Raw genomic sequence first — 15,983 nt, 5'->3', positions numbered from 1 at the left:
GAGCGTCAGCTCTCGGCCTCCGGGTCGTAGTCCTCCGGCAGCTCGTCCGGTGACGTGCACTTGCCGTCCGCCGGGATCGAGGTGACAGCGCCGACGATACCTCGGTTGCTGATCACGTCGTTCGAGCTGACCGCTCCGGTGTCGATGTACATCTGCACGGCTGGCTCACGCCCGTAGGTCGTCAGTCGCACGTACGGGGTCTCGGACGCGTCGACGAGCCAGTCGACGCCTTCCAGCGTCACGCACTGCAGCTCGGCGGTCGGCGCTGGCTCGTCCAGGCCGCAGGTCAGCAGGATCGCCGAGTCCTCGGCACCCCACGCGGCGGTCGCCTGAGCATCCGTCCAGCGCCTGTCCTGACCGGCGAGGGTGTTCGTGTTCTGCAGGCTGACGATGACGTCGGCGCAGAGGGGGTTGTTCGCATCCGCTGCCGGCTCCAGATGAACGGTGGTCGCGCATCCGCCGAGGAGGCCCGTTCCGAGGAGCAGAACAGCGGCGAAGGCGAGACGGGAGCGCATGCTTCCAGGCTACCTTTGACAGCATGCCCTCCCGTTCAGCCGACGATGATCCCCGCCTGTCCGAGCTCTCAGAGGGGCAGATCCTGCGGGCGATCCTCTCCCGGACGCCGCCCGCCAGTCACACGATCCTCGGCCCCGGAGACGACGCGGCGGTGATCGCGGCTCCGAGCGGTTCCGTCGTCGTCACAACGGACACGCTCGTGCACGGCCCCGACTTCCGCCTCGCGTGGTCGAGCGGCTACGACCTCGGTTGGAAGGCCGCCGCCGTCAACCTCGCGGATGTCGCGGCGATGGGCGCGCGTCCGACCGCGCTGCTGGTGGCGCTGGCGGTGCCGCGCGACATGCGGCTGTCGTTCGTCGAGCGGCTCGCCGACGGGTTCCGCGAGGCATGCGAGGCGCTCTCTCCCGGCTGCGCCGTCGTCGGAGGGGACCTCACCACCTCCGACGTGCTCACGATCGCCGTGACGGCGCTCGGAGACCTCGAGGGGCACACTGCGGTCACGCGCTCAGGTGCACGACCGGGCGACGTGGTCGCCGTGGCCGGTGAACTCGGCCACGCCGCGCACGGGCTCGCCGTGCTGTTCGGCCGCTTCCGCGACGGCGACACCCCGATCCCCGTCGACCGTTCGCGGCTTGCGGCGGGGGAGACGGATGCCGTCGCGGCGCAACTGCGACCCCGGCCGCCGATCGGGCTCGGTCCGGTGGCGGCGATGGCCGGCGCGACGGCGATGATGGACGTCTCGGACGGTCTCGCCCTGGATGCCGGGCGCATGGCAGATGCCTCGGCAGTCACGCTGGACCTGCGCAGCGACCAACTCGGTGCCGATCCGGTGCGCGCGCTGGCGGGCGGAGAGGACCACGCCCTGCTCGCGACGTTCCCGCCGGATCGGCTGGCGCCGGGATTCCGGGTGATCGGCGACGTGCGCGAGCGCGGCGACGTCGGTCTGCTGTGCGACGGGGCGCCGGTGGACGTCGCCGGGTGGGACCCCTATCGCGACTGGGACTCGGCAGCGGGCTGAGCCCACCAGAGGGTGGTGTCGCCGTACGTCTTGGTGCGGAACTCCTCCAGGCCGGCGGCGTCCAGAGCAGGCGGTGCGGAGCGTCTGGCGCGTTCGACGACGACGAGCGCATCCGCGGAGAGCAGCGGGGCGAGTGCGACGAGATCGGCGGTCATCGCGGCGTCGTCGATGTCGTACGGCGGGTCGGAGAACACGAGATCGAACGGGCCGGTGGCGCGCAGGAGATAGGCGTGCACGCCGAGATGGTGCACGTGCGCCGGGCGCCCTGCCACACGCGATACCGCCTGCGCGTTGCGGCGGATGACGCCGGCTGCGCCCTTGGAGAGCTCGACGAGGTCGACGGACGCTGCGCCGCGGCTGAGCGCTTCGAGTCCGAGCGCGCCGGAGCCGGCGTAGAGGTCGAGGACGCGGGCGCCGTCGATCGCATCGGCGGACTCGAGGGCGCCGAACAGCGACTCGCGCACACGATCGCTGGTGGGCCGTGTGCCGCTCGCAGGGACGGTGAGTCGCATGCCGCCGGCCTCGCCCGCGATGATCCTGGTCACTCGTTCACCCTATGACACCGCCGTCGCACGGCCGCGGCGTGAAGCGGGCGTCCGCAGCCCCTCCTAGACTCGATGCCATGTCCTTGAGTCTCGACGCGCTGCTGACGCTGGCGCTCGGCGACAAGGCGGCGAAGCCGCTGGAGCGCGCGTTCGGCATGGTGACGGTCGGTGACCTCGTGTCGCATTACCCTCGGCGATACGCGGACCCGGGTGAGCTCACGCCGATCGTCGATCTGCCACCCGGTGAGATGGTCACGATCGTCGCGCAGATCCTCACATCCAGCGTGCGCGTCATGCGCAACCGGTCGGGTGCGATGGTCGAGGTGACCATCAGCGACGGCGTCGGTCAGGTCAACCTGACGTTCTTCGCGAAGAACAAGCAGCAGGCGGACTGGCGCAAGGGACAGCTGGAGCCGGGGCGCCGGGGAATCTTCTCCGGCAAGGTCGGCTTCTACCGGGAGACCATGCAGCTCGCGCATCCCGACTACGAGCTGTTCGACGACGAGCTCGAGGCCCGCAAGCGCGCGGACATCCGTTCGACCAGGCCCATTCCGATCTATCCGGCGACGGCGACCGTGGCCAGCATGACGCTGCAGAAGCACATGGAGCGCGTGCTCCCGGAGCTCACCGATGTCCCCGACCCGCTGCCCGCGGACGTGCGGACAGCGGAAGGGCTCCTCGACGCGCGCACAGCACTGGTGCAGGTGCACAGGCCCGAGACGCGGAACGACATCGATCCGGCCGTGCGGACCCTGCGCATGCACGAGGCCATCGTGCTGCAGACGGCGCTGCTGCAGCAGCGCGCTTTCGTGCGGATGCTCAGCGCCACTCGCAGGCCGGCCGAGCCCGGCGGGCTGCTGGAGCGGTTCGACGCGTCCCTTCCGTACGAACTCACCGCGGATCAGCAGACCGTCGGTGATCAGGTCGCGAAGGATCTGATCGGCGACTGGCCGATGAACCGTCTCGTGCAGGGCGAAGTGGGTTCGGGCAAGACGCTCGTGGCTCTGCGCGCCATGCTGCAGGTTGCCGAGTCCGGCGGACAGTCCGCGCTGATCGCGCCGACCGAGGTGCTCGCGGGGCAGCATCTGCGCTCGATCACCAAGATGCTGGGGCCGGATCTCGCCCCGCTCGTCATGCCGACGCTGCTCACCGGCCAGATGTCCGCGCCGGCACGACGCAAGGCAGCGCTCCGGGTCGCCAGCGGGCAGGCGCTGATCGTGGTCGGCACGCACGCGCTGCTGGGGGAGAAGACGACGTTCGCCGATCTCGGTCTCGTCGTCGTCGACGAGCAGCATCGGTTCGGCGTCGAGCAGCGCGAGGCGCTGCGGGCGAAGGGATCGAGCCCGCACGCGCTGGTGCTGACGGCGACGCCGATTCCGCGCACCGTCGCGATGACGGTCTTCGGCGATCTCGACACCTCGATCATCCGCACGATGCCCGCAGGACGCGCTGGCATCGAGACCTTCGTCGCGCCCCTCGCCGAGCACCCAGGATGGTTCGCCAGAGTCTTCGAGCGCGCCGCGGAGGAGGTCGCGCAGGGCCGTCAGGTCTTCGTCGTCTGCGCCGCGATCGACACCGCGGCCAAGACCGCCGAGGTCGGGGACCAACCGCTCGCGCCCGAGGGCGCGGCAGGGCCCCGATGGGGTGTCATCCAGCTGGACGAGGCCCTCGCGACGCATCCGAAGATCTCCGGGCTGCGCCGTGCGGTCCTGCACGGACGGATGCCGGCGGACGAGAAGGATGCCGTGATGCAGGCGTTCGCCCGCGGTCAGATCGACGTGCTGATCGCGACGACCGTGATCGAGGTCGGCGTCGATGTGCCCAACGCGTCGACCATGATCATCCTCGATGCTGACCGCTTCGGGGTCTCTCAGCTTCATCAGCTGCGAGGACGGGTCGGCCGCGGTGGTGTCCCCGGTCTGTGCCTGCTGGTGACCGAGGCCGAGGAGGGCACACTCGCGCGTGACAGGGTCGAGGCCGTCGCGGCGACGCTGGACGGTTTCGCTCTCGCGGAGGTCGATCTCGAGCTGCGCGGAGAGGGCGATGTGCTCGGTTCGACGCAGTCGGGCGTGCGTTCGTCGCTCAAACTCTTGCGCGTGGTCAAGGACACGGCGCTGATCGCACGTGCCCGCCAGCTCGCCGAGGACATCCTGGATGCCGACCCGCTGCTGGACCGGCATCCGGGGCTGCACGCGGCGATCGCGCGGCGGGTCAGCGCGGAGGATCGCGCCGCGCTCGCGAAGAACTGACCCCGTTCACGGTGCCCTAGGCTGGGATCATCCGCCGTACCGAGCGAACGGAGTGAGTCGTAGTGAGCAGCCGGATCGCCGTCGTCCCGGGTTCTTTCGACCCGCCGACCCTGGGCCATCTCGATGTCATCCGTCGCGCGGCGAAGCTGTACGACGAACTCCACGTGCTCGTGGTGCACAACCCGGGCAAGGAGGCGATGCTCCCGATCGCCCAACGGCTGAGCCTGCTGGAGCAGTCGATCGCCGACGACGGCATGTCCGGCGACATCGTGGTCGGGGCGTGGAGCATGGGCCTGCTCGTGGACTACGCGCGTGACGTCGGCGCTGGTGTTCTCGTCAAAGGCATCCGATCGCAGATCGATGTCGCCTACGAGACTCCGATGGCGATCGTGAACCGGCACCTGGCGGATATCGAGACGGTCTTCCTCCTGCCCGATCCTTCGCATGCTCTCGTATCGAGCTCGTTGGTGCGCCAGGTGGCAGGACTCGGCGGCGATGTATCGCCGTTCGTGCCGCGGGCGGTCGCCCAGTTCCTCGACACCGGAGCGCGCGGCATCTGAGCCGGTAGACTCGAAGAGTGAAATCCCGACTGAACGGACCCTTCGTGCTGCCCGCACGTGACATCGTGCGGCACCCGGGCGAGATGCGCGAGCATGCCTTCACGGTGCCTCTTCGCGAACAGTGGGGCGAGGGGATCGTCTCGTTCCCGGCAGGTTCCGACCTCGATCTGGACGTGCGTCTGGAGTCCGTTCACGAGGGCATCCTGGTGTCCGGAACGGCCGACGGAACGTACGAGGGAGTGTGCGGCCGATGCCTCACAGAGATCTCTGCGCCTGTCGAAGTCGAGTTCCAGGAGCTTTTCGCGTATCCTGGTGAGGAAGAAACTGACTTCGAGGTTCAAGACGACCACGTGGATCTTGAAACTCTGGTCAGGGATGCGGCGGTTCTGTCGCTTCCATTTCAGCCGGTGTGTCAGCCGGATTGCCCGGGTCTTGACCCGATCACGGGTGAACGACTGGCCACGAGCACCGGGGCAGAGACTGCCGCTCCCATCGATCCTCGATGGAGTGCGCTCCAACAGATCGCAGACCAGGGGAGTGCGGAAGATACCCGCGCGCCCGAGAATACAGAAGAGAGTTAGCCATGGCCGGTAACCCCCCGAAGCGCAAGGTTTCCCGTTCCAACACCCGCTCGCGTCGCGCGCAGTGGAAGGCGGCGCCCATCGCGCTCGTCAAGACCGTTGAGAACGGCAAGACCGTCTACAGCCGTCCGCACCAGGCGAAGGTCGTCACCGACTCGCAGGGCACCGAGCTGTTCCTCGAGTACAAGGGCCGCAAGGTCGCAGACGTCTGAATCACGGTCTCACGATCGTGACGGATGTCCCCGGTGGGACAGCGCCTCTCATCGCCAAGCTCAGGGTCGATATCGACCCTGAGCTTCTGGCATTGGCGCTGACCCACCGCTCATACGCGTACGAGCACGGCGGCATCCCGCACAACGAGCGTCTGGAGTTCCTGGGCGACTCGGTGCTCGGCCAAGCGGTCACGGTGATGCTGTTCACGACGCATCCGGGCCTGGACGAGGGCCAGCTGGCCAAACGACGTGCGAGCGTCGTCTCGACGGTCGCACTGGCCGAGGTCGCCAGAGGCATCGGACTGGGAGAGTTCATCCTGCTCGGCCGAGGCGAGGAGCAGACCGGCGGCCGGGACAAGGACTCGATCCTCGCGGACACGACGGAGGCCGTCATCGGCGCCACGTACCTGTCCGCCGGGCCGGATGCCGCGACCGATCTCGTGCTGCGGCTCATCGAGCCGCTGCTGGCGGACCCGGAGCGCTACGGCGCCGCAATGGATCCCAAGACGAGCCTGCAGGAGCTCGCGGCCCGTGTCGGCTCGCCGCCGCCGCTGTACTCGGTGCAGTCGGACGGCCCCGACCACGATCGCCGCTTCACTGCGACGGTCGTCGTCGGCGACGTGACGACGACCGGCGACGGGACGAGCAAGAAGACCGCCGAGATGGCCGCAGCGCTCACCGCGTGGCGGGTGCTCAGCGACCGTGCCTGAGCTCCCAGAAGTCGAGGTGGTCCGCGCCGGTCTCGCACCGGCCGTCGTCGGCGCGCGGGTCTCCAGCGTTGCGGTTCACGATGAGCGGGCGCTCACGCGGCATCCGGCCGGAGCAGCCGATTTCGCAGGGCTCCTCGAAGGCAGGACGATCGCCGGTGCCGAACGCCGCGGCAAATTCCTCTGGATGCCGTTGGCCGGCGCGGACCACGCCCTGACAGCGCATCTCGGCATGAGCGGACAGATGCTGCTGCGCTCTCCCGATGCCCCGGCCGAGCGTCACGAGCGCATCAGGCTCGGCATCCGTCACCCGCAGCACGGCGAGCTCGCCGTCGTCTTCGCGGATCAGCGGACGTTCGGTTCGCTCGCGGTCGACGCACTCGTGCCCGATGGCGAAGATCTCGTCCCGAGTCAGGTCCGTCATATCGCCCGCGATGCGCTGGATCCGGCGTTCGACGATGCTGCGTTCGTCGCCTCCGTGCGTCGGCGCTCGAGCGCCATCAAGCGCATCCTGCTGGACCAGACGCTGATCAGCGGCATCGGCAACATCTACGCCGACGAGTCGCTGTGGGCCGCTCGCATCCACCCCGAGACCCACGGACGTGCGCTCTCGGCGCAGGCCGTGCGCCGGCTGCTCGGCGAGGTGCGCCTGGTGCTCGAGAAGGCTCTCGCCGAAGGCGGCACGAGTTTCGATGCGCAGTACGTGAACGTCAACGGGCAGGCGGGCTACTTCGCCCACTCGCTCAACGCGTACGGACGCGGGGGACAACCGTGCCCGCGGTGCGGCGGGGAGATCCGGCGGGATGCCTTCATGAACCGCTCGAGCCACTACTGCCCGCGGTGTCAGCGCCGGCGAACGGCGGACTGACACCGCAGGCGGCGCGGCTCACGCCTCGACGAAGCTGCGCGCCAGGATCGGGCGCGTCACGCGCGTCGACGCCCACACCAGAGCGATGCCCGTGGCGATCACAGCTGCGATCGTCGCCACCGAGACAGGTGCCGTGATCAGCGCGATGCCGAGCAGCGGGAAGATCAGCACGGCTGCGCACAGTGCGGCGCCGATCGTCGTCAGCAGCAGCGGAGACATCACCGCGCGACGCCGAGCGCTGTCGAGCGTCTGCAGCGGCATCCCGAGTCGGTGCAGACTCCGGTGCAGCTCGCGCTGGTCCAGGATCTCCGCGGCCTGGTTGACCCCGACGGATGCCGCAACCATCAGGAAGGAGCCGATGAGCGTGATGATGAGTCCGGTGCGGATGTCGACGATCAGCGCGAGATCCGCCGGATTCGACGACGCGCTCATGACGTCCATCACCGCGACGCCGCTGCCCGCGAACACGGCCATGAAGCTCGCCATCGTCACGCCACTGATCTGGCGCCACGCCGCCTTGGGCGATTCGAGCACGAGGCGGGCGGACAGCAGTTGCTCGGGGCGCTCAGCGCGGCGCAGCTGACGTCGTGCCTGGACCGCGACAGCCCACGGGCCGATGAGGTTCAGCGCGGCGAGACCGACGGCGAACAGCCCGGCCACGACCAGGATCGTCACGAGGATCCCGCCGATCCCGGGGAAGATCTGCATCGCGACGAAAGCCGCGGCGACGACGAGCACGCCGCCGACCGCGCGCATCCAGTGCGCCTTGGGCACATCCGTGCGCATCCGCACGCCGAGCGGCGAGATGACGACACGACGCAGACCGATGACCGCGCTGACGGCTGCCAGCAGGAGCACGCCGAGCACGACGAGGGCGATGATTCCGACGGGCAGCAGGACGCCGGCCCAGCCCAGTGGCTGGCCGCGGAACGGGATGAGTCCGATCGCGGGTGACAGCGCCAGGTATCCGAGGACACCGGTGACAGCGCCGACTGCGGCGACCGCGACGGATTCGACGACGGTCGCCACGATGACCCCGGCCGGAGAAACGCCGAGCAGCCGCAGGGTGGAGAGGCGTTCGTCGCGGCGGCGGGCCGACAGACGCGCGGCCGCGCCGCCGAGACCGGCGAGCGGGATGACGAGCAGGACGAGCGCGATCGCCGCCAGACCCTGGTAGACGACACCCTCCGGATCGGTCCACGTCCAGAAGGTCTGCGCGCCGCCGGTGACCGTGAGCACGAGCGCCGTCACGATGCCGAAGGCGACGATCGGCAGCACGACGACGGCGCCGGCCCCGGGCGCCGGGCGCAGCAGCAGAGCGAGGACGCGCGGGTTCATGCCGCGACCTCCGTCTGGACGATGCGGCCGTCGCGCACGTGCACGATCCGGGAGCAGCGCTGGGCGACCGAGGAGTCGTGGGTCACGACGACGAGGGTCCGTCCCTGTCCTGTGGTCGACCACAGCAGCGCATCCATCACCTCGGAGGAGGTGTGCGAATCGAGAGCGCCCGTCGGCTCGTCGGCGAACACGATCTCGGCGCCGGTCACCTGTGCGCGTGCGATCGCGACGCGCTGCGCCTGGCCTCCTGACAGCTCGCCGATGCGGCGCAGCTCCATTCCGGCGAGTCCGAGCGACGCGAGCCAGCCGGCCGCGTGCTCTTCGGCGGCGCGTCGAGGCGTGCCGTTGATCATCAGCGCGAGGGACACGTTTTCTATCGCCGTCAGCTCCGGGATGAGCAGTCCCTGCTGGAAGACGAAACCGAATGACTCGCGACGGAGACGGGAGCGCTCGGATTCTCCGAGTGTCGTCACCTCCAGGGCTGCTCCGGATGCCGGAGTGAACGTGACGCGACCGGCATCCGGTGCCGTGATGCCGGCGAGAACGTGCAGGAGCGTCGTCTTGCCGGAGCCGGACGCGCCCATGATCGCCACGGATTCGCCTCGGGTGACCACGAGATCAACGCCGGCGAGGGCGCGCGTGGTGCCGAAGGTCTTCTGCAGTGCGTTGGCGGTGAGGACGGAAGCATTCATGTCTTCAGCTTCGTCGCACGCTGCGTCCGGCACATCGGCCCCGCGATGCAGTTCCGTCCGTGCGGGTCATCCGGAAGGATGATCCGCACGGACGGGCAGTACGGTCAGTCGAGCTTCTTCTGCCAGGCGCCCGCATGCGAGACCGACACGAAACCGAGACCCTCGTTGATCGCGAGCATCGGCCGGTTCTCCTCGGCGTTGAACGTCGACACCCGTGGCGACTCGGGAGCGACGGCGTGCCACCGCAGCAGATTGGCGCACTTGACGAGCATCCCGAGCCGATGCCCGCGGTGCTCCTGCAGCACGAGCGTGCAGAACTGGTGCGTCACCTCGGTGCGGTCGGCACCGATCACGAGCTCGTTGAAGGCGGCGAGGCGGCCGGTGGTCACGTGCTGGGCCGCGACGACCGACATCGTCTGGCCGCCCTCGAGCAGGCGTGCTTCGCGGCGCTCGACGCGCGCAGCATCCCAGGTCTCCTCGTCCACTTCCAGGGCGCCGGCCGGGACGTCCGTCGACATGCGCGAGAGGGCCCAGGCGTATCCCTCCTGCAGCTCCGGCGGAGTGGGGATGGTCCACTCGACGAGCCGATAGTCCGCGCCGGCGGCGATGCTCGACTGCTCGAACTCTGCGCGCACAGCGTCCATCGGAGCCTGCAGATCGAAGGCGCTGTTGCGCTCGACCTGCTCGAGGGCGAAGCCCGCGCTCGCGAGCAGCCGCGCGAGCGGGGTGTCCGCTACGACGCCCCATCCCGTTGCGGGCGTGATCGTCGGACCATCGGTCCGCCCCGGGTGGAGAGTCCAGGTCTGCATGACCTTGCGGCCGAGCGCCCTCGTCTCCTCCTCGGCGCGGGCGAGCAGAGCATCTTCGATGCCGCGACCCCAGTTCTGCGGCAGCACCATCAGATCGAACTGCGTGCTGGTCGGCTCGGCGGTGGCGTGGCCGACGATCACACAGCCGACGATCGCGCCCGCATCGCGGACGACGAAGATGCGCTGGATCTGATCAGCGGTGTCGCGCAGACCGGCCAACAGCTCTGCAGGGGTCTGTGACAGGTCGTCCGTGCCCGCGTCGTCGGCGCAGACCGCGTTGTTCAGGGCGACGACGGCGAGGAAATCCGCAGCATCGCGAGCGTCCACAGCCGCCGGGAGGACGAGTTCTTCGAGCAGGAGGGTGTCGTTCATGTGAGGTCCTTCTTCCAGGCGCCCTCGTAGGCGAAGCCGGTGAAGCCGATGTCCTCGTTGATCGAGAGCATCGGACGATTCTCTTCCGCGTTGTAGGTGACGACCCGAGCGGATGCCGGGTACTGCTCGTGCCAGGCGAGGAGGCCGGCGGTCTTCACGAGCATGCCCAGGCGATGCCCGCGGTGCGCGGACAGCACCAGAGTGTCGTACTGGTGGGTGGTGGCGCTCGGATCCGAGCTCATCGCCAGTTCGTTGAAGGCGCAGAGTTCGCCGGTGCGGAGATGCTGCGCCGCCGTGACCTGCATCGACCAGCCTTTCTGGGCGATGCGTTCGTCCTGTCGGACGACGCGGTCTGCATCCCAGATCTCCTCCGGCATGTCCAGGTCGCCCTCGGGCACATCAGTGGACATACGGGACTTCATCCATGCATAACCGTCGACGTACTCGGCGGGCGTGGGCAGCATCCAGCGGACGACGCGGTAGTCGTACGCGTGACCGGCGGCTTCCTTGCGGAGCGCGCGCAGATGGTCGATCGCGCCGTCAGTCCAGAGGAACTCGCTGGCTCGCTCGACCTGCTCGAGCCGGAAGCCGTTGCGGGTGAGGAAGCGGGCGGAGCGATCGGCAGGCACAGAGCCGAAGCCGGTCGGCGACGCCAGTGGTTCAGCACGCGAACCATCGTCATGATGCTCGGCCCAGTGCAGCAGCTTGCGCACACCGGCGTCACGGGCCACGGACTCGACATGCTCGTACACCGCACGGCCGAGGCCGCGGCCGGCGGCTTCGCGGAGTATGGCGACGATGACGAGTGCCGTGTCCTGGTTGCCGTCCTGCGAAATGTCGAGCGTGGCGCACCCGAGCATCCGATCGCCTGAGACGACGTACCACTGGCGGCGTGTGCGGTCGGGCGTGCTGTAGAGCAGCGGGAGCAGAGCCTCGGCCTCGAGTGCGTCGTCATCCCTGCCGGTGCTCTCGAGGAACGCCGCATTGCGGACGTCCGCGTACGCGCGCACCAGTGGGGTGGGGGCTGCGCCCGCCCGTGCCGGAAGCACGAGCGGGTGCAGCGTCGCGGTGTCGGTGAGCGGAATGCTCATGTCTTCTCCTGCGGTCAGCGCAGCTGGTGCTGCAGATCGAAAGCGAGCATGGTGAGCGCTTCGCGCTGCGTGAGGTGCGGAGCGCCGGGGAAGAACGACGGCACGTCCACCTCGGCTGGCACGGGCCGACGGCGTTGCGTCCGCAGGAGCAGCCAGAGGCCGATCCGCAGGGACAGCCGGTCGGCCAGAGCGAGCTCCGTGCGGTCGACCGGGACGGGAATCTCCAGGATCTCGCGATCCTGGGGACAGGGCGGGTGTGCGGTGCTGCGGTGCAGCTGTGCGATGGTCACTTCGAACTCCAGTGATGGTTGTGATGGTGATGGAAGTCGCCCGTATGCGACGCCGGGTCGCCGAGACGATCCGGCGGAGCACGGTGGGCGGGGGGAAGCCGATCCGAAGGGCGTCTGCGGAGAGCAGAAGCCGGGATGCGGCGGGGGAGAGTGAACGGCCGTGACGCGGAGGTCAGAGGGACGTGCCGCGCAGAATACGGCGGAGAAGGGCCCACTGAGGGGGGCCCGAGATCTCAGGCTGCGGTTCTACGAGAGCGCGCTGCGGAGGCCGAAGGATGCGGTTACCGAATGCGCTGGACGCGGCGCCGCAAAGGCGCGCGTATCGAGGCCTGTGGCCTGTGCGATGAGCTGAATCATGATCGGTAACCTCCTTCCGAGTGGCGTTCCGGTCTGTCACGCTAGCGAACCATCCGCGGTGCGTCAAGCATTCTCCCAGGGAGACGGCGTGTCGCGTCGGTGCGGATCCATTGTCCCGCCGTGTGGGATGCCGGTTCTGCCGCGGAATTCCGGTAGCGTAGCCGCCGTGATTCTCCCCGGACGAGTGGTGCCCGCATGCATCTGAAGAGCCTGACGCTCAAGGGCTTCAAGTCGTTCGCGCAGCCGACCACGTTCGTGTTCGAACCGGGGGTCACCTGCATCGTCGGCCCCAACGGATCCGGCAAGTCGAACGTCGTCGACGCGCTCGCGTGGGTGATGGGAGAGCAGGGCGCCAAGACCCTGCGCGGCGGCAAGATGGAGGACGTCATCTTCGCCGGCACATCGACGCGCGGCCCACTCGGCCGAGCCGAGGTGCAGCTGACCATCGACAACAGCGATGGCGCGCTTCCGATCGAGTACGCCGAGGTGACGATCAGTCGCACGCTGTTCCGCAACGGCTCGAGCGAGTACGCGATCAACAGCTCCAGCTGCCGTCTGCTGGACGTGCAGGAGCTGCTGAGCGACTCGGGTCTGGGTCGGGAGATGCACGTGATCGTCGGGCAGGGACGCCTGGACACCGTGCTGCAGGCGTCACCCGAAGACCGCCGAGGATTCATCGAGGAGGCCGCAGGAATCCTCAAGCACCGTCGGCGCAAGGAGAAGACTCTCCGGAAGCTCGACGCCATGGAGACCAACCTCACGCGCCTGAGCGATTTGGCGGGTGAGATCCGTCGGCAGCTGAAGCCGCTCGGGCGCCAGGCCGAGATCGCGCGCGAGGCGCAGACGATCGCCGCTGTGGTCCGCGACGCGAAGGCGCGCATTTTCGCGGACGACGTGGTCGCGCTGCGGACCGCGCTGGCCGATCACACCCGTACCGAGCAGGAGCGGCACACCGAGAGGCTCGTACTGACCGACCAGGCCGACCAGGTCAGGGCGGAGATCGCGCGACTCGAGGCCGACCAGAATTCCGCGGCGGTCGATGCGGCGCGTGGCGTGGCCTTCGGTCTCGAGCAGGTGCAGGAACGCATGCGCGGCCTGTACACGCTCGCGAATCAGCGTCTGGCTCTGCTCGGATCCGAGGACGACGACGCGGCCGTGGCGTCGGTGACGGTCACCCAGGCGACGATCGACGAGGCCAAGGACGAGATCACCCGGATCTCCGAAGGGATCGGCGATGCGCAGGATGCCGCAGTGACCGCGAGTCGTGAGGTGATGCAGGCCCGCGCAGAGCTGGACACCCTTGACGTCGACATCGCCGAGCAGAGCGCGCTGGTCTCCGAGTACGACATGCGCCTGACGTCTCTCCGAGGAAATGCGGAGGCCGCGGCATCCGCTCTGGCCGCTGTCCGCGGTGCCGTACTGCGTCAGGAGAATGCACTGGAGGCTGCCCACACGCGCCGACGCGAGGCGGCCGAGGCGCTGGAGGCGATCGAGGACGCGGAGGCGCCGGAGGGTACAGCGGCCGAGCACGCCGCGGAGTATGAGGCGGCCCAGGCCGCAGCCACCGCGGCGGAGACCGAGCGCGACGGGTTGCGCGAACGACTGCACGCGGCCGAGCGCGAGGTCGATTCGCTCACCGCCAAGACCTCAGCGCTCACGAGCGCGCTCTCGCTCTCGGGCGGCGCCGCCGAGATCGTGAAGATGGGCGGGACCGGCGTCCGCGGGCTCGTCGGCGACGCCGTGCAGGTGCGGGCGGGCTTCGAAGCCGCGATCGCGGCGGTGCTCGGGCCTCTCGCCGAAGGAGTGCTCGTCGACACGCTCGACGATGCGATCGGGCTGGTCGAGGACGCCGATCGCGGGATGGTGGACTTCGTGATCGCCGACGCGGCACGGCCGTCGACGGCGACCAGTGCCATCGACGGTGTCACGGCGGCCAGCGAGGTCGTCACGGCACCCGACGGGGTTCTCGGCATCCTCTCGCACGTGCTCATCGCCGACGACCTGACCGCGGCGAAGGCAGCGCGTGCGACGCTGGATGCGATGGCCGACACCATGACGACCATCGTGACCTCCGCCGGCGAGGTGCTCACGGCGCAGACGCTGCGCGCAGGCTCCGGGGCCGAGCGATCGCGGCTGGAGCTCACCGCCGAGCGGGACGCTGCGGCCGAAAGGCTGGACGAGGTCCGCGTGATCGTCGACTCGCTGCGCGATGCGCGCGAGGATGCGACCGAGCGGGTCGAGGGCGCCCGACGCCACGCCAAGGAAGCGCTGCGTGCGCTGCGTGAGCACGACGCGGCACTGGCGACGTATGCGGAGCAGGTGAACCGCGTCACCGTGCAGCACGAGTCCGCGGTCGCCGAATGCGAGCGCCTCGAGTCGGGGCTGGCGCAGGCGCAGGCCGCCGTCGCGGATGCCGAGAAGAACGCCGTTGTGGCCAAGGCCGAGGTCGAGTCCGCCGAATCCGCGCCGCGACCGGTACTGGACGCCTCAGCGCGCGATGGCCTGCTCGAGGCGCTCGAAGCGGCGCGCGAGGGCGAGGTGCGGGCGCGCCTCGAGATCGAGACTCTGCGTGAGCGCGTGCGCGCCGCGCAGGCTCGTGTCGGTTCGCTCGAGCGTCAGCGCGAGCAGGAGCGCGACGCAGCAGCCGAAGCGGCGCGCCGCGCGGTGATCCGACGAGCCCAGCGCGAAGCCGCCTCGGGCGTCGCCGCCGAACTGCCGCGGATCCTCGACTCCCTGGATCGTTCTGTGGCCGAGGCGCGGCTGGCCCTCGCGGAAGCCGAGGCGGCGCGGTCTGCGCAGAATGAGGAGCTCACCGCGTTGCGGGCCCAGGAGAACACTCTGCGCGACCGGCTTGCAGGTCTCACGGAGAGCGTGCACGGCCTCGAGCTGCAGATCCACGAGAAGAAGCTGCACCTGTCCAGCCTGCTCGACCGGGTCTCCAGCGAACTCGCTCTGGACGAAGATATTCTCGTTGCGGAATATGGGCCGGATCAACTGGTTCCGCGAGACCCTGCCGAGCTCGCTGCGCCGGGCCCGCTCCTGGACGACGCAGAGGACACCGCTGATGCGGAGGACGCCGCCGGCGACGTGAGCGGCGTGCCGTACGACCGGCGCGTGCAGGAGCGGCGGCTGCGTGAGGCGGAGCGCAAGCTCGGTCAGCTCGGCCGGGTCAACCCGCTCGCGCTGGAGGAGTTCGCCGCGCTCGAACAGCGGCACGCGTTCCTCACCGAACAGCTTGCCGATCTGACCAGGACGCGGCAGGACTTGCTCACGATCATCGCGGACCTCGACGAGCGGATGCAGACGATCTTCGCGAGCGCCTTCGAGGACACCAGGCAGGCGTTCACCGAGGTCTTTCCCCTGCTGTTCCCCGGTGGGACCGGGAGCATCTCGCTCACCGATCCGGAGAACATGCTGACCACCGGGATCGAGGTCGCCGTGCGGCCCGTCGGAAAGAAGATCGAGCGGCTGTCGCTGCTGTCCGGCGGCGAGCGGTCACTGGCAGCGGTCGCGTTGCTCGTGGCGATCTTCAAGGCGCGCCCCAGCCCCTTCTACATCCTCGACGAGGTCGAGGCGGCGCTCGACGACGCGAACCTCGGCCGGCTGCTGACCGTGTTCGAGCAGTTGCGCGAGAGCTCGCAGCTGCTGGTCATCACCCACCAGAAGCGCACGATGGAGATCGCCGACGCCCTCTACGGCGTCTCGATGCGTCAGGACGGCGTGTCGGCCGTCGTCGGCCAGCGCGTCGGCGATCGCGCGGCAGCGGCGAGCTGACCCG

Annotated in this window: 15 protein-coding genes; 8 read left to right on the top strand and 7 right to left on the bottom strand. The window is 69.2% G+C overall.

Annotated elements, in window-relative coordinates; genetic code table 11:
• Positions 1 to 5: 5 nt before the first annotated feature.
• Entirely contained in the window at positions 6 to 515 is a 510-nt protein-coding gene (locus AC3ANJ_RS10720; RefSeq protein ID WP_488316294.1) for a DUF3515 family protein, read from the bottom strand.
• A gap of 23 nt (positions 516 to 538) precedes the next feature.
• On the opposite strand from AC3ANJ_RS10720, the gene thiL reads away from it, so the two are divergent.
• Positions 539 to 1,534 carry a thiamine-phosphate kinase gene (gene thiL, locus AC3ANJ_RS10715; RefSeq protein WP_488316293.1) on the top strand — a complete coding sequence of 332 codons (996 nt, stop codon included), beginning with the start codon at positions 539 to 541 and terminating at the stop codon, positions 1,532 to 1,534.
• Here thiL and rsmD read toward each other — a convergent pair.
• Positions 1,504 to 2,079 carry a 16S rRNA (guanine(966)-N(2))-methyltransferase RsmD gene (gene rsmD / locus AC3ANJ_RS10710; protein WP_488316292.1) on the bottom strand — a complete coding sequence of 192 codons (576 nt, stop codon included), beginning with the start codon at positions 2,077 to 2,079 and terminating at the stop codon, positions 1,504 to 1,506. The genes thiL and rsmD overlap by 31 nt on opposite strands.
• Before the next feature lie 77 nt (positions 2,080 to 2,156).
• Between rsmD and AC3ANJ_RS10705 the strand changes: the two genes are divergently transcribed.
• The 6 genes from AC3ANJ_RS10705 to mutM all read left to right on the top strand — a co-directional run bounded on the left by AC3ANJ_RS10705 (position 2,157) and on the right by mutM (position 7,256).
• Complete coding sequence (locus AC3ANJ_RS10705; protein ID WP_488316291.1) at positions 2,157 to 4,328, top strand: ATP-dependent DNA helicase RecG; 2,172 nt, start codon at positions 2,157 to 2,159, stop codon at positions 4,326 to 4,328.
• Positions 4,329 to 4,390: 62 nt separating this feature from the next.
• A complete protein-coding gene (gene coaD, locus AC3ANJ_RS10700; protein WP_406249990.1) occupies positions 4,391 to 4,888 on the top strand; it encodes a pantetheine-phosphate adenylyltransferase in 498 nt (165 codons plus the stop codon).
• Positions 4,889 to 4,971: 83 nt separating this feature from the next.
• Positions 4,972 to 5,469 (top strand): YceD family protein, encoded by a 498-nt coding sequence (locus tag AC3ANJ_RS10695; RefSeq protein ID WP_406250522.1) that lies wholly within the window; start codon positions 4,972 to 4,974, stop codon positions 5,467 to 5,469.
• 2 nt (positions 5,470 to 5,471) lie between these two features.
• Positions 5,472 to 5,681, top strand: a complete 210-nt coding sequence (rpmF, locus tag AC3ANJ_RS10690) for a 50S ribosomal protein L32 (protein ID WP_042541694.1) — start codon at positions 5,472 to 5,474, stop codon at positions 5,679 to 5,681.
• Between the two features lie 17 nt (positions 5,682 to 5,698).
• A complete protein-coding gene (gene rnc / locus AC3ANJ_RS10685) occupies positions 5,699 to 6,391 on the top strand; it encodes a ribonuclease III (protein WP_488316290.1) in 693 nt (230 codons plus the stop codon).
• Positions 6,384 to 7,256, top strand: a complete 873-nt coding sequence (mutM, locus tag AC3ANJ_RS10680; RefSeq protein WP_488316289.1) for a bifunctional DNA-formamidopyrimidine glycosylase/DNA-(apurinic or apyrimidinic site) lyase — start codon at positions 6,384 to 6,386, stop codon at positions 7,254 to 7,256. Before rnc ends, mutM begins: the two co-directional genes overlap by 8 nt.
• 18 nt (positions 7,257 to 7,274) lie before the next feature.
• Here mutM and AC3ANJ_RS10675 read toward each other — a convergent pair whose 3' ends face one another.
• The 5 genes from AC3ANJ_RS10675 to AC3ANJ_RS10655 all read right to left on the bottom strand — a co-directional run bounded on the left by AC3ANJ_RS10675 (position 7,275) and on the right by AC3ANJ_RS10655 (position 11,848).
• On the bottom strand, positions 7,275 to 8,594 hold the full coding sequence (locus AC3ANJ_RS10675; protein ID WP_488316288.1) for a permease: 1,320 nt from the start codon (positions 8,592 to 8,594) through the stop codon (positions 7,275 to 7,277).
• Positions 8,591 to 9,286 (bottom strand): ABC transporter ATP-binding protein, encoded by a 696-nt coding sequence (locus AC3ANJ_RS10670; RefSeq protein ID WP_488316287.1) that lies wholly within the window; start codon positions 9,284 to 9,286, stop codon positions 8,591 to 8,593. The genes AC3ANJ_RS10675 and AC3ANJ_RS10670 overlap by 4 nt, the downstream gene beginning before the upstream one ends.
• A gap of 104 nt (positions 9,287 to 9,390) precedes the next feature.
• Positions 9,391 to 10,467, bottom strand: a complete 1,077-nt coding sequence (locus AC3ANJ_RS10665; RefSeq protein WP_488316286.1) for a GNAT family N-acetyltransferase — start codon at positions 10,465 to 10,467, stop codon at positions 9,391 to 9,393.
• Entirely contained in the window at positions 10,464 to 11,558 is a 1,095-nt protein-coding gene (locus AC3ANJ_RS10660; protein ID WP_488316285.1) for a GNAT family N-acetyltransferase, read from the bottom strand. Before AC3ANJ_RS10660 ends, AC3ANJ_RS10665 begins: the two co-directional genes overlap by 4 nt.
• Before the next feature lie 14 nt (positions 11,559 to 11,572).
• On the bottom strand, positions 11,573 to 11,848 hold the full coding sequence (locus AC3ANJ_RS10655; protein ID WP_406249999.1) for a hypothetical protein: 276 nt from the start codon (positions 11,846 to 11,848) through the stop codon (positions 11,573 to 11,575).
• Between the two features lie 552 nt (positions 11,849 to 12,400).
• Between AC3ANJ_RS10655 and smc the strand changes: the two genes are divergently transcribed.
• On the top strand, positions 12,401 to 15,979 hold the full coding sequence (gene smc, locus AC3ANJ_RS10650; RefSeq protein WP_488316284.1) for a chromosome segregation protein SMC: 3,579 nt from the start codon (positions 12,401 to 12,403) through the stop codon (positions 15,977 to 15,979).
• Positions 15,980 to 15,983 lie beyond the last annotated feature (4 nt).

Source organism: Microbacterium sp. STRO-1N, from assembly GCF_057748015.1.
This window is presented reverse-complemented; position numbering and strand designations above follow the sequence as displayed.

Coding starts and splice junctions, on each gene's coding strand:
- thiL (WP_488316293.1), top strand. CDS start 539: ATGCCCTCCCGTTCAGCCGACGATGATCCCCGCCTGTCCGAGCTCTCA.
- smc (WP_488316284.1), top strand. CDS start 12,401: ATGCATCTGAAGAGCCTGACGCTCAAGGGCTTCAAGTCGTTCGCGCAG.
- AC3ANJ_RS10660 (WP_488316285.1), bottom strand. CDS start 11,558: ATGAGCATTCCGCTCACCGACACCGCGACGCTGCACCCGCTCGTGCTT.
- AC3ANJ_RS10665 (WP_488316286.1), bottom strand. CDS start 10,467: ATGAACGACACCCTCCTGCTCGAAGAACTCGTCCTCCCGGCGGCTGTG.
- rpmF (WP_042541694.1), top strand. CDS start 5,472: ATGGCCGGTAACCCCCCGAAGCGCAAGGTTTCCCGTTCCAACACCCGC.
- AC3ANJ_RS10720 (WP_488316294.1), bottom strand. CDS start 515: ATGCGCTCCCGTCTCGCCTTCGCCGCTGTTCTGCTCCTCGGAACGGGC.
- AC3ANJ_RS10675 (WP_488316288.1), bottom strand. CDS start 8,594: ATGAACCCGCGCGTCCTCGCTCTGCTGCTGCGCCCGGCGCCCGGGGCC.
- AC3ANJ_RS10670 (WP_488316287.1), bottom strand. CDS start 9,286: ATGAATGCTTCCGTCCTCACCGCCAACGCACTGCAGAAGACCTTCGGC.
- AC3ANJ_RS10705 (WP_488316291.1), top strand. CDS start 2,157: ATGTCCTTGAGTCTCGACGCGCTGCTGACGCTGGCGCTCGGCGACAAG.
- AC3ANJ_RS10695 (WP_406250522.1), top strand. CDS start 4,972: ATGCGCGAGCATGCCTTCACGGTGCCTCTTCGCGAACAGTGGGGCGAG.